This window comes from Variovorax sp. Root434, assembly GCF_001426595.1.
Taxonomy (GTDB): domain Bacteria; phylum Pseudomonadota; class Gammaproteobacteria; order Burkholderiales; family Burkholderiaceae_C; genus Variovorax.
Map to the genome: position 1 here is coordinate 463,511 of NZ_LMEK01000025.1, position 12,405 is coordinate 475,915.

Annotated in this window: 10 protein-coding genes; 4 read left to right on the top strand and 6 right to left on the bottom strand. The window is 67.9% G+C overall.

Annotation, left to right across the window (positions count from 1 at the left end):
• Nucleotides 1-32 precede the first annotated feature (32 nt).
• Complete coding sequence (mpl, locus tag ASD05_RS22920; protein ID WP_056597425.1) at nucleotides 33-1,436, top strand: UDP-N-acetylmuramate:L-alanyl-gamma-D-glutamyl-meso-diaminopimelate ligase; 1,404 nt, start codon at nucleotides 33-35, stop codon at nucleotides 1,434-1,436.
• Complete coding sequence (locus ASD05_RS22925) at nucleotides 1,433-1,942, top strand: cupin domain-containing protein (RefSeq protein ID WP_056508953.1); 510 nt, start codon at nucleotides 1,433-1,435, stop codon at nucleotides 1,940-1,942. Before mpl ends, ASD05_RS22925 begins: the two co-directional genes overlap by 4 nt.
• On the opposite strand, the gene ASD05_RS22930 is transcribed toward ASD05_RS22925, so the two are convergent.
• The 6 genes from ASD05_RS22930 to ASD05_RS22955 all read right to left on the bottom strand — a co-directional run bounded on the left by ASD05_RS22930 (nucleotide 1,939) and on the right by ASD05_RS22955 (nucleotide 9,219).
• Nucleotides 1,939-3,057 (bottom strand): 3-deoxy-7-phosphoheptulonate synthase, encoded by a 1,119-nt coding sequence (locus tag ASD05_RS22930; RefSeq protein ID WP_056597427.1) that lies wholly within the window; start codon nucleotides 3,055-3,057, stop codon nucleotides 1,939-1,941. The two genes, ASD05_RS22925 and ASD05_RS22930, sit on opposite strands and share 4 nt — an antisense overlap.
• A 228-nt stretch (nucleotides 3,058-3,285) precedes the next feature.
• Nucleotides 3,286-3,819: a hypothetical protein gene (locus ASD05_RS22935; protein WP_056597429.1), complete on the bottom strand. Its 534-nt coding sequence runs from the start codon at nucleotides 3,817-3,819 to the stop codon at nucleotides 3,286-3,288.
• Between the two features lie 46 nt (nucleotides 3,820-3,865).
• Entirely contained in the window at nucleotides 3,866-5,326 is a 1,461-nt protein-coding gene (gene tldD, locus ASD05_RS22940) for a metalloprotease TldD (RefSeq protein ID WP_056597430.1), read from the bottom strand.
• Nucleotides 5,327-5,446: 120 nt separating this feature from the next.
• Nucleotides 5,447-6,601, bottom strand: coding sequence for a rod shape-determining protein RodA (gene rodA / locus ASD05_RS22945; RefSeq protein ID WP_056597432.1), 1,155 nt, complete (start codon nucleotides 6,599-6,601; stop codon nucleotides 5,447-5,449).
• A 32-nt stretch (nucleotides 6,602-6,633) separates the two neighbouring features.
• A complete protein-coding gene (locus tag ASD05_RS22950) occupies nucleotides 6,634-8,478 on the bottom strand; it encodes a histidine kinase (protein WP_056597434.1) in 1,845 nt (614 codons plus the stop codon).
• A gap of 6 nt (nucleotides 8,479-8,484) precedes the next feature.
• Nucleotides 8,485-9,219: a response regulator transcription factor gene (locus ASD05_RS22955; RefSeq protein WP_056597437.1), complete on the bottom strand. Its 735-nt coding sequence runs from the start codon at nucleotides 9,217-9,219 to the stop codon at nucleotides 8,485-8,487.
• A gap of 355 nt (nucleotides 9,220-9,574) precedes the next feature.
• Between ASD05_RS22955 and ASD05_RS22960 the strand changes: the two genes are divergently transcribed.
• Together ASD05_RS22960 and ASD05_RS22965 are read left to right on the top strand one after the other, a co-directional pair.
• Nucleotides 9,575-10,168 (top strand): YqiA/YcfP family alpha/beta fold hydrolase, encoded by a 594-nt coding sequence (locus ASD05_RS22960; protein ID WP_056597439.1) that lies wholly within the window; start codon nucleotides 9,575-9,577, stop codon nucleotides 10,166-10,168.
• 139 nt (nucleotides 10,169-10,307) lie between these two features.
• The gene (locus tag ASD05_RS22965; protein ID WP_056597441.1) at nucleotides 10,308-12,365 is read left to right on the top strand and encodes a ribonuclease catalytic domain-containing protein; all 2,058 of its coding nucleotides are present in this window, start codon (nucleotides 10,308-10,310) and stop codon (nucleotides 12,363-12,365) included.
• Nucleotides 12,366-12,405 lie beyond the last annotated feature (40 nt).

Here is a 12,405-nt window from a genome sequence, read left to right on the forward strand (position 1 = left end):
GGCGCGGCATGCCGCTTCCCTAGAATCGACCGATGCACATTCATATTCTGGGTATCTGCGGCACGTTCATGGGCGGTGTGGCCGCCCTGGCGCGCGAGGCAGGCCACCGGGTCACGGGCTGCGACGCCGGCGTGTACCCGCCGATGAGCGACCAGTTGCGCGCCCTCGGCATCGACCTGATCGAGGGTTTCGGCGCCGACCAGCTCTCCCTGGCACCCGACATGTTCGTGGTCGGCAACGTGGTATCCCGGGCACGGCTGCCCGACGGCAGCCCCAAGTTCCCGCTGATGGAGGCCATCCTCGACGCCGGCAAGCCCTACACCAGCGGCCCGCAATGGCTGGCCGAACACGTGCTGCTGGGCCGCCATGTGCTGGCCGTGGCCGGCACGCATGGCAAGACGACGACCACGTCGATGCTCGCCTGGGTGCTGGAAAAAGGCGGCAAGGCGCCCGGCTTCCTGGTGGGTGGCGTGCCGCTGGACTTCGGCGTCTCGGCCCGGCTGGGGGACGGCCCGGCCTTCGTGATCGAGGCCGACGAGTACGACACGGCCTTCTTCGACAAGCGCAGCAAGTTCGTGCACTACCGGCCGCGCACCGCCGTGTTGAACAACCTCGAGTTCGATCACGCCGACATCTTCGACGATCTTGCCGCCATCGAACGCCAGTTTCATCACCTCGTGCGCACGGTGCCCGGCACCGGCCGGGTGGTGGTGAACGCGGCCGAAGAAAGCCTGCAGCGCGTGCTGGCCCAGGGCTGCTGGAGCGAACTCGCACGCTTCGGCGCTGGCGGCGAATGGCAGGCGCGCGGCTCGCACGACGCCTTCGACGTGCTGCAGCAGGGCGAAGTCGTCGGCCGGGTCGAATGGGAGCTCTCGGGCCTGCACAACCAGATGAATGCGCTGGCCGCCATCGCCGCGGCCGAGCACGTGGGCGTGGCGCCGGCCGAAGCAGCCCGGGCGCTGGGCAGCTTCCGCAATGTGCGCCGGCGCATGGAACTGCGCGGCACGGTCGAGCGCGACGGCGGGGCGATCACGGTCTACGACGATTTCGCCCATCATCCGACAGCCATCCGCACCACGCTCGACGGCCTGCGCCAGAAGCTCGATGCGGCCGGCAAGCAAAGTGAGCGCATCCTCGCGGCCTTCGAGCCGCGCAGCAACACGATGAAGCTGGGCGTCATGGCAGCGCAGTTGCCGTGGAGCCTGGAGTCGGCCGACCTGTCGTTCTGCCACACGGCGGGGCTCGACTGGGACGCGGCGGCAGCGCTTGCGCCGATGGGCGCGCGTGCGCAGGTGGCCGGGGCCATCGAGCCGCTCGTGAGGCAGGTCGTGGCCGCAGCCCGGCCGGGCGATCACATCGTCTGCATGAGCAACGGCGGCTTCGGCGGCGTGCACGACAAACTGCTTGCGGCGCTGCGCGCCACCCACGCATCATGAGCGCCATGCGCGCGCGTGAGCTGATCGACGCCCTGAAGCTCCAGCCCCACCCCGAGGGCGGCTGGTATGCCGAGGTGTTCCGATCACCCGCCAGCGTGGCGCCCGCCGACGGCCGCGCGCCCCGCAGCGCGCTGACCAGCATCTACTTCCTGCTCGAAGCGAACCAGCATTCGCGCTGGCACCGGGTGCTGTCCGACGAGGTCTGGGTTCATCTTGAAGGCGTGCCGCTGGCACTATGGACCTGCGATGCCGCGATGCGCACGGCGCCGGCCCATGTGAAGCTGGGCCCGGTCGACGTGCACGGCACGCGTCCCCAGCACGTGGTGCCCGCCGGCCAATGGCAGGCCGCCCGGCCGATCCAGGGCCACAGCTCGGGCGACTACACGCTGGTCGCCTGCATGGTCGGGCCGGGTTTCGACTTCGCCGACTTCTCGATGGTGCCGCCCGACAGCAGCGAGGCTGCGTCGATGCGGCACCACTGGCCCGACCTGGCCGAAATGCTTTAACCCCGGCGCTGCTTGACCGCTTGCGAGAGCGTGTCGAGCACCTGCACGGAATCGTCCCAGCCGATGCAGGCGTCCGTGATGCTCTTGCCGTACTCGAGGCCCGACAGCTGGTCCTTGCCCGGCGTGAACTTCTGGGCGCCCGGCTGCAGGTGGCTTTCGACCATCACGCCGAACACGCGGTTCGAGCCGCCGGCGATCTGCGCGGCGATGTCCTTCGCCACATCGATCTGCTTCTGGTGCTGCTTGGAGCTGTTGGCGTGGCTGCAGTCGACCATCAGCGTGGGCGGCAGCTTGGCGGCCTCGAGGTCCTTGCAAGCGGCCTCGACGCTGGCGGCGTCGTAGTTCGGCGCCTTGCCGCCGCGCAGGATCACGTGGCAGTCGCGGTTGCCGTTGGTCTGCACGATGGCGACCTGGCCGTTCTTGTGCACCGACAGGAAGTGGTGGCCGCGCGCGGCCGCCTGGATGGCGTCGGTGGCGATGCGGATGTTGCCGTCGGTGCCGTTCTTGAAGCCGATGGGTGCCGACAGGCCCGAGGCCAGTTCGCGGTGCACCTGGCTTTCCGTGGTGCGCGCGCCGATGGCGCCCCAGGAAATCAGGTCGCCGATGTACTGCGGCGAGATCACGTCGAGAAACTCGCTGCCCGCCGGCAGGCCCAGGCGGTTGATGTCGATCAGCAGCTGGCGCGCGATGCGCAGGCCTTCGTCGATGCGGAAGCTCTCGTCCAGGTACGGGTCGTTGATGAGGCCCTTCCAGCCGACCGTCGTGCGCGGCTTCTCGAAGTACACGCGCATCACGATCTCGAGCGTGCCGGCGTATTTCTCGCGCTCGACCTTGAGGCGGCGGGCGTACTCGAGCGCGGCGGCCGGGTCATGGATCGAGCAGGGACCCATGATCACCAGCAGCCGGTCGTCCTTGCCGGCCATGATGTTGTGGATGCTGCGGCGCGTGCCTTCGATCAGCGTCTCGACCGGCGTGCCGCGGATCGGGAAGAAGCGGATCAGATGTTCGGGAGGGGGCAGCACGTTGATGTCCTTGATGCGTTCGTCGTCGGTCTTGCTGGTTTTTTCGACGCTCGCATACCAGCTGTCGCTGGCGGGGGCAGTGTTCGTGCTCATGGGTGCTTCCTTGTTGGAGTGAATGTCGTCAGGGCATAAAAAAACCGCCGGGGGCTTGAGGCCACCGGCGGTTTTGGGAGGGTATTCGTTTGCTTTACGCGCTCGCCTCTCGTCCGCCGGAAACCGGGAACCAAAAGTAGGCAAAGAAATAAGCGCGAAGAGCGGACATGGAGCCGAAATGTAGCACGGAAAGAAAAATCCCGGTCAAGCGGCCGGGACGTGCGTTGTTTATCGGTAGCCCGATTCGTTCGGGTTGTGGATGATCCAGATCAGGTTGCCGCTGGAGTAGTCGCCCATGCCACCACCCGCGAAGACCAGCCGCCCCTGCCCCTTGTAGGTCATTTCGTAGCGGTGGCGGTCGCTGCCAAAATAGAACGGAATGAAGGCCTTGCCGGTGACGTAGGCGCCCTGGTCGGTCGGCTGGCCCGCGAGGTCGGTGACCTGTCTGGCGCTCATGCCGATCTGCAGGCGCGCGAACTTGCTGTTGCGCGCCGGGTTGCCGGTGATCTCGCCTTCGTAGCCGTTCAGGCCCTTGACGGTGCGGCCGCTGCCAGCCTCGACCTTGGAGGAATCGACCACGTTGCCCTGGGCATCCATGCCGGTCTTCGCGCCGCCTCGGGCCGGTGCGGCAGGAGCGGCCGCGGGTGCCGGCGCAGCCGCGCCCTGGCTGCCGCCGCGCGACGCGCAGCCTGCGCCTGCCAGCGCCACCGCTGCAGTCACGGCCCACAGGGTCGCGGACGAATTGATCCTGATCCTCATCATCGAAAGCTCCTTCCTAGTTTGTGAAGGAGCGCAGCTTAGCAAGCTCTCAGGCCGTTCCGCCTACGGTCAAACCATCGATGCGCAGGGTCGGCTGGCCGACGCCCACGGGCACGCTCTGGCCTTCCTTGCCGCAGGTGCCGACGCCCGAGTCGAGCGCCATGTCGTTGCCGATCATGGTCACGCGGGTGAGCGCGTCGGGGCCGTTGCCCACGATGGTCGCGCCCTTCACCGGGTACTGGATCTTGCCGTTCTCGACCCAGTAAGCCTCGCTGGCCGAGAACACGAACTTGCCGCTCGTGATGTCGACCTGCCCGCCGCCGAAGTTGGTGGCGTACAGGCCCTTCTTGATGCTGGCGACGATTTCCTTCGGGTCCTTGTCGCCGCCGAGCATGTAAGTGTTGGTCATGCGCGGCATCGGCACGTGGGCGTAGCTTTCGCGGCGGCCGTTGCCGGTGGGCTTGACCTTCATGAGACGCGCGTTGAGCGCATCCTGGATGTAGCCCTTGAGAATGCCGTCCTCGATCAGCACGTTGCGCTGGCTGGCGTTGCCCTCGTCGTCGACGTTGAGCGAACCGCGGCGATCGGCAATGGTGCCGTCGTCGAGCACGGTGACGCCCTTGGCCGCCACGCGCTGGCCGATGCGGCCCGAGAACGCGCTGGAGCCCTTGCGGTTGAAGTCGCCCTCGAGCCCGTGGCCGATGGCCTCGTGCAACAGGATGCCGGGCCAGCCCGAGCCGAGCACCACGGTCATTTCGCCGGCCGGGGCCGGCCGCGCGTCGAGGTTGGTCAGCGCGGCCTTCACGGCATGGTCGACGTACTCGGCGATCTGCTCGTCGGTGAAATAGGCCAGGCCGAAACGCCCGCCGCCGCCGCCGGAGCCGATTTCGCGGCGGCCGTTCTGCTCGGCGATCACGGTGACCGACAGGCGCACCAGCGGGCGCACGTCGGCGGCCAGCGTGCCGTCCGCGCGCGCCACGAGCACCACGTCGTATTCGCTTGCGAGGCCAGCCATGACCTGCGCGACGCGCGGATCGCGCGAGCGGGCCAGTTTTTCGACCTTTTCGAGCAGCTTCACCTTGGCGGTGCTGTCGAGCGTGGCGATGGGGTCGATGCCGTCGTAGAGCGAGCGGCTGGAGGCGATCTTGCGGGTTGCCGTCTTCACGCGGCCGTTGCGGCCGGCGGAGGAAATGGAGCGGACCGTGCGCGCCGCGTCGAGCAGCGAGGCTTCGGAAATATCGTCCGAGTAAGCGAAGGCGGTTTTCTCGCCACTGACCGCCCGCACGCCGACGCCCTGGTCGATGCTGAAGCTGCCGGTCTTGACGATGCCCTCTTCGAGGCTCCAGCCTTCGCTGCGGGTGTACTGGAAGTACAGGTCGGCGTCGTCCACCCGGTGCGCGGTGATCTCGGCCAAGGCCTTGCTCAGGTGCGATTCGTCGAGTCCGAACGGCGTGAGCAGGAGCTGTTGCGCCGTGGCGAGGCGCTCGATGGTGGGTTCGCGAGAGATCATTTCAGGATTCTATGGCTCGCCCCCAGGCTGCGCGCACTTCGTGTCGCTTCGCCTTCCCTCTGCCGGGGACACCAGAGGCCCGGCGAGGCCGGTTCCCCGGTGTTCCTGGCCTGGGGCGCGCTAGCTTTGAGCCAGTTTTCGGGCCCGGGCGATGGACATCAGGATGCCCAGCCCCAGCCCAAGCGTCACCATGGCGGTGCCGCCGTAGCTGATGAACGGCAGCGGCACCCCCACCACCGGCAAAATGCCGCTCACCATGCCCATGTTCACGAAGGCATAGGTGAAGAAAATCATCGTCACCGCTCCCCCCAGCAGGCGCGAGAACAAGGTGGCCGCGTTGGTCGCGATGACCAGCCCGCGGAAGACCAGCAGGATGAAGGCCGAGATCAGCGCCAGGTTGCCCATCAGCCCGAACTCCTCGGAATACGCGGCAAAGATGAAGTCGGTGGTGCGCTCGGGAATGAACTCGAGGTGCGTCTGGGTGCCTTGCATGAAGCCCTTGCCGCCCACCCCGCCCGAACCGATGGCGATCATCCCCTGGATGATGTGGAAGCCCTTGCCCAGCGGGTCCTTGCTGGGGTCGAGCAGCGTGCACACGCGCTGCTTCTGGTAGTCGTGCAGCACGCGCCAGTCGACCCCGTCGGCGCACAGCCTCGACTCGAAACCCACGATCAGCGTGACGGCTATCGCGCCGATCAGCACCGGCGGCACGATCAGCTTCCATGGCAGCCCGGCAAAGAAGATCACCGCCAGCCCGGCCGCCAGCACCAGCAGCGAGGTACCGAGGTCGGGCTGCTTCATGATGAGGCCGACCGGCACCGCCAGCAGCACCGTCGCCACCACGAAATCGAGCGGCCGCAGCTGACCCTCGCGCCGCTGGAACCACCAGGCCAGCATCAGCGGCATCGCGATCTTCAGGATTTCGCTGGGCTGGATCACGACGCCCACGTTGATCCAGCGCGTGGCGCCCTTCTTGGTGATGCCGAACAGCGCCACCGCCACCAGCAGGGCCACGCCCATCGCGTAGAGCGGCACGGCCGCCAGCATCAGCCGCTGCGGCGGCACCTGCGCCACCACGAACATGATGAAGCCGGCCAGCAGCATGTTGCGGCCATGGTCGACGAAGCGCGAACCGTGGTCGTAGCCGGAGGAATACATGGTCAGCAGCCCGGCGAACGCGAGCAGCAGCACGGCGAAGGCCAGAAAGCCGTCGAAGCCCTGGAAGATGGGCGCGATACGACGCGCCAGGGAGGGCTGGTTGAACACGGCAGACATGGGGGCGGATTATCCCTGCCCCGCCAGCCCCCTCAATCGAATTCGAGCTGAACGACCGTGCGCCCGGGTCGGCTTTCCACCGCCAGCCGGGCTCCGATGGCCCCCGAGCGCTCCACCAGCGACCGCGGCAGGTGCTTCACCGCGTCGAAGCCCTTGCCGTTGTCGATCACCCGCAGTTGCACCGTCTTGCCCTGCATGCCGGCTTCGAATCGCAGCACGGTGGCCTGCGCATGCTGCAGCACGTTGGAGATCGCCTCGAACAGCAGGAACTGCAACTGCCGCATGCCCAGCGCGTCGAGTCCCTCCACCGGCTCCACCTCGTCCACCGCCCATTCGAACTCGATGCCCGCCGCCGCCAGCCGGGGTTCCAGCCGGTAGCGCGCCGCCGCCATCAGCGCGCCCACGTCGCCCGGCGGCAGGTGGATCGAATCGATCGACAGTTTCAGCTGGTCCAGCGAATCGCGCAGCGTGCGCAGCAGGTCGCCCGAGCTGCTCTGGCCCGATTGCAGCTGCCGGATTGCCGAGCTGATGTGCGAGCCCACGCCGTCGTGCATCTCGCGCAGGATGCGTTCGCGCTCGTGGGTGCGCGCCTGGTCGCGCGCCGCGGCTTCGAGCTCTGCGTAGGTGGCCGCGAGTTCGCGCTCGCGCTGGGCCACCCGCTCGGCGAGCGCCGCGACCGAGCCGCGCGCCTGCAAGCTCGCCGCGCGAAAGCGCCGCAGCACGATCAGCAGCAGCGCCACGCCGAAGAACACCGACGAATAGCGCACCCAGGTGGTCTCGCCATAGGCCTCGCCGAGGCGGATCACCAGCCAGTCGCGCGTGCCGAAGGCCACCGTCACCAGGGCAGCGCCGGCCACCAGCAGCTTCTCGGCGTTCGGCTTGCGCAGGGTGGCGACCGCGAAGGCGCCGGCGAAGGCCAGGACGAAAACGATCTCGACGGCGAGCCAGCCGGTGAGCCACATCGGCTCGTCGCGCCGCAGCGACAGCGCACTGAACAGCACCGTCCCGGCCACGACGCCCGCGATCGGCCAGCGCACCCACCGGCCGCGGCGCTCGCGCGCCCATCCCGCGAGGTGATAGACGAACATCATGGAAGAGGCTGCCCAGCCCGCATAGCAGGCGGCCATCAGCACGCCCCATGGCCCCCAGGACAGCGGCGGCTCCGCGATCACGCCGTCGGCCACCCGCAGCGCCCAGCAGAACTCGGCCAGCGCGGCCCAGAAGTAGATGCCGTCGCGCCGCTGCGCGCCCCTGGCATCGGCGTCGACCTGCGTCAGCCACAGCGCCAGCGCGATGCCGCCCACGATCAGGCTGAAGGCCATCAGCAGCACCGAGCCGGTGAAGCGCCATGCGTAGGCACTCTCGAAGAGTTCGTTGCGCACCGGCGCAGCCGGCCCGACGACCACCCGCGAAAGCCCCGCGCGCCGCGCGGTGTCGGCGCGCAGGCGGATCTGCAGGAGGTTGTCGCCCGTTCGCAGCAGGCGCCCGGGCACCGGCACGTAGATGGGCGCCTTGGCGTAGTCGGCATCATTGCCGCGGCCCAGGTCGCCGTAGACCTGCAGCAGCGCGTCGTTGAGCTGCACCTCGAAGACGTTGCCGACGCGCGGGATGAAGATGCCCCACGGCGTCTCGGGCACGGCCTCGAGCCTGAACGGCAGATCGAAGCTCGCCAGGCCGGGACGCCCCTGGTGCCGGCGGTCCCAGTGGTAGGGCAGCTCGACAGGCCCCGTGCGCGTGATGCCGTCGACAGAGGTCGTCACGGTGCCCTGGCGCAGTTCGATCGGTGCCCCGGACGCGGCCGCGCCGCAGACGCTGGGGATACCCGCGAAGAGCATCGCCAGCCAAAGCACCAGCAGCAGCACCCGACTTGGTCGCATCTGCGTTCAGCCCGGATGAGACAACAGGCCGAGACGCGTCGCTTCGAAAACCGCCTCGCTCTTGGAATGCACGGCCAGCTTTCCGTAGAGATTCTTGATGTGGGTCTGCACCGTGTGCACGCTCAGGCCCTTGAGCCGCGCGATTTCCGCGTACGAGAAGCCGCGAGCGATGAGCGTCAGCACCTCGTGCTCGCGCGCAGACAGCAGGCCGCGGTCGGACTCTTCCGCGGCTGCTTCGGGCGCTGACCCCGGCGCCGCGCCGGAAGGGGCTGCCGATTGCAGGCTGCGGTACTTCGCGAGCACGCGCCGCGCGATCATGGGCGAGATCGGGGAGGCGCCAGCCTTCATCTCCACGATGGTCTGCGCGATGTCCTCCGGTGCGGCGTCCTTGTGGATGTAGCCCACGGCCCCTGCTTCGATGCTGGCGAGCACGTTCTCCTCGTCGCCGAAGACCGACACCACCAGCGGCTCGCAGCCAGGAAAGCGAGCGACCGCGTCCCGGATCACGTCGAGGCCCGTGCCGTCGGGCATGCCGAGGTCGACCAGCAGCACGTCGGGAATGGTGGCGGTGCGGGCCAGCCAGCCCAGCGCTTCCTGCACCGTTCCGGCGCTGCCGAGCCAGAAAAGGCGTGGGCTGCGCTGCACGCTGGCCTCGAAAAAGGCACGCGCGCGGCTGTCGTCTTCGACAACGAGCACACCCCAGCGGTGCAGCGTCGCGTCCTCCTGAGCCTCAGTGTTCATGGGCAGAGCATAAGCCTCGGCGCCCCCATCGAATCCGTACGCGCCTCCCCGGTTCATGGGATGCACATGGCAAGGCTCCACGAAACCGCGCTTTTCCAAGGCGCGCCTCTCGCATACGACGTAGCCCGAACGCAGGCCATCTGCACCCGTCGGCCATCACATGAGTACTTTTGGATTCCGCGTACACAGGGTGCCCACGCGTCCCAGGCCTCAGTAAGCTATAGCGTTCCCGAAGAACTCCCGCACAGCGGGCTTTTCGTATGTTGGAAGCGGCCTTGCGAGAACAGACCTCATGCAGAATTACCCGGTCCCGCCAAGCGAGGTGCAACAGCCGCACCTCCCGTCCTTTCCTCGCATGGATGCGCACACCACTCATCTGCTCTATCTGCACGGCTTCCGTTCTTCGCCTCGTTCGGCCAAGGCCCGGATCGTTGCGGAACGCGTGGCGCAGCGCCACCCGAACCTGCAGTGGTGGTGCCCGCAATTGCCGCCTTCGCCGCACGATGCCATCGACATGGTGATGAAGGGCATCGCGCATTGGCCGCGCAAGTCGATGGCGGTGGTGGGCTCGTCGCTCGGCGGGTACTACGCGACCTACGTGGCCGGCATGACGCGCTGCCGCGCGGTGCTGCTCAATCCGGCCGTGCATCCCGCACGCGACCTCACGCGCTACATCGGCGACCAGACCCTCTGGCACGACCCGGCCGAGCATTTTTACTTCCGCCCCGAATACATCCACGAACTGCGTGCGATGGAAGTCGGGCCGCTCACGCGGCCCGAGCGCGTCTTCGCCATCATCGCCAAGGGCGACGAAGCGCTCGACTGGCACGAGATGTCCGCGCGCTACCCCGACAGCAACATCAAGCTGCTCGAAGGCAGCGACCACGCCCTCTCCGATTTCGAGAAAGCGCATCTCGACGACGTCATGGCGTTCATCAACCCGATCTAGGTACACCCCCAGGCTTCGCGCACTTCGTGTCGCTGCGCCACCCCCCTTGCAGGGAACGATGCCTGCGGCCCGGCGAAGCCGGTTCCACGGCATCCCTCGAGTGGGAGCCGGGCCGGTTTCAGCGTGGGACAATCGAGGGATGTTTGTATTGTTTGAAGAAGCCGGCAAGTACCTCGGCGGCCGCGTGCTGTCGGAGGCCGAAGCGTCGGCACAGGTCGAGCTCGACACGGGCAAGCGCGTCAAAGTCAAGGGCGCCAACATCGTGCTGCGTTTCGAGAAACCGTCGCCCGCCGATCTGATTGCCGAGGCGCGCACGCTCGCCGCCGCCATGGACCTCGACCTCGCCTGGGAATTCGCGGCCGAGGGGGAATTCGGCTTTGCCGATCTCGCAGCCGATTATTTCAGCGACAAGCCCTCGCTGGCGCAGCAGGCCGCCGCCCTGTTCGCGCTGTTCGAGGCGCCGCACTATTTCCGCCGCGCGGGCAAGGGGCGCTTCAAGAAGGCGCCGGCCGAGATCGTGCAGCAGGCGCTGGCCGCCATCGAGAAGAAAAAAGCCGTCCAGGCGCAGATCGCCGAATGGGCCGCGCAGCTGGCCGAAGGCGTGTGCCCCGCACCGGTGCGCGAGCAGCTCTACAAGATCCTGTTCCGCCCCGACAAGAACGCCCCCGAATACAAGGCCGTGGTCGACGCCTCGCGCGCCACGCAGCGCCCGCCGCTCGATCTGCTGGAGCGCGCCGGCGCCATCGACTCGCCCTACCAGTTCCACTGGCGCCGTTTCCTGTTCGAGAACTTCCCCAAGGGCACCGGGTTTCCCGCGCTCGCGGCACCGGCCATCGTGGACGACCTGCCGGTGGCGTCCGGCTTGCAAGCCTTCTCGATCGACGATTCGCAGACCACCGAGATCGACGACGCACTCTCGGTGCAGGGCCTGGGCACGGGCACCGTCACGGTCGGCATCCACATCGCGGCGCCGGCCCTGGCGCTGACGCCGGGCAGCGCTATCGACAACGTGGCGCGTGCGCGCATGTCGACGGTCTACATGCCGGGCTACAAGATCACGATGCTGCCCGACGACGTGGTCAACACCTACACCCTGCTCGAAGGCGGCGACCGGCCTGCCGTGTCGCTCTATGCGCGCTTCGACGAAGCCACGCTGGAACTGCAAGCCACCGAAACGAAACTGGAGCGCGTGCCGATCGTGGCCAACCTGCGCCACGACCAGCTCGACAGCGTCGTCACGCAGCCCTGGCTCGAGGACGCCGCGTTCCAGAGCGACAACACGCCCGAAGCCGCCGCGAACCTGCGCGCCCCGCTCTCCTTCCTGTTCCGCCTCGCCAAGCAGTTGAAGGCACAGCGCGAAGTGGTGCGCGGCAAGCCCGAGAACTTCAACCGGCCCGACTACAACTTCCGCCTCGTCGGCAACGACGGCGAACCCACCGGCAGCGAACAGGTGCAGATCAGCACGCGCCAGCGCGGCGCACCGCTCGACCTGATCGTGTCCGAGGCCATGATCCTGGCCAACAGCAGCTGGGGCGGCTGGCTCGGCGAACTCGGCGTGCCCGGCCTCTACCGCAGCCAGGCGAGCCTCGCGCCCGGCATCAAGGTGCGCATGGGCACGCGCGCGCTGCCGCATGCGGGCCTGGGCGTGAAGAGCTACGCGTGGAGCACCTCGCCGCTGCGCCGCTATACCGACCTCGTGAACCAGTGGCAGATCATCGCGGCGGCGCGCCACGGCAAGACCGCTGCACTGGCCGCGCCCTTCAAGCCGAAGGACGCCGACCTGTTCTCGATCCTCTCCGGCTTCGACGCGGCCTATGCCACGTACAACGCCTACCAGGGCGGCATGGAACGCTTCTGGACGCTGAAGTACCTGCAGCAGCAGGGCATCACCGAACTCGAAGCCACCGTCATCAAGGACCTGCCGAACGGCGCGCTGGTGCGTGCCGACACGCTGCCGCTGGTGTTCCCGGTGGCCGGCCAGCAGGAACGCGGCGCACGGCTGCGCGTGAAGCTCGGCGAGATCGACGAGATCGCGCTCGACGTGACCGGCACCGTGCTCGAGCGCCTCGACGCGCCGAAGGCCGATGCGGCCGTCGACGAAGAGAGCGGCGAGGAAGAAGAGGTGGTCGCAGGCCCGATCGCCATTGCCGTCGACCTGAGCGACAGCGAAGCCGCACCCGAAAACACGCCAGCATGAACTTCGGCAGATCGTCCGGAGAAATGCGCCCCCTGGAGGA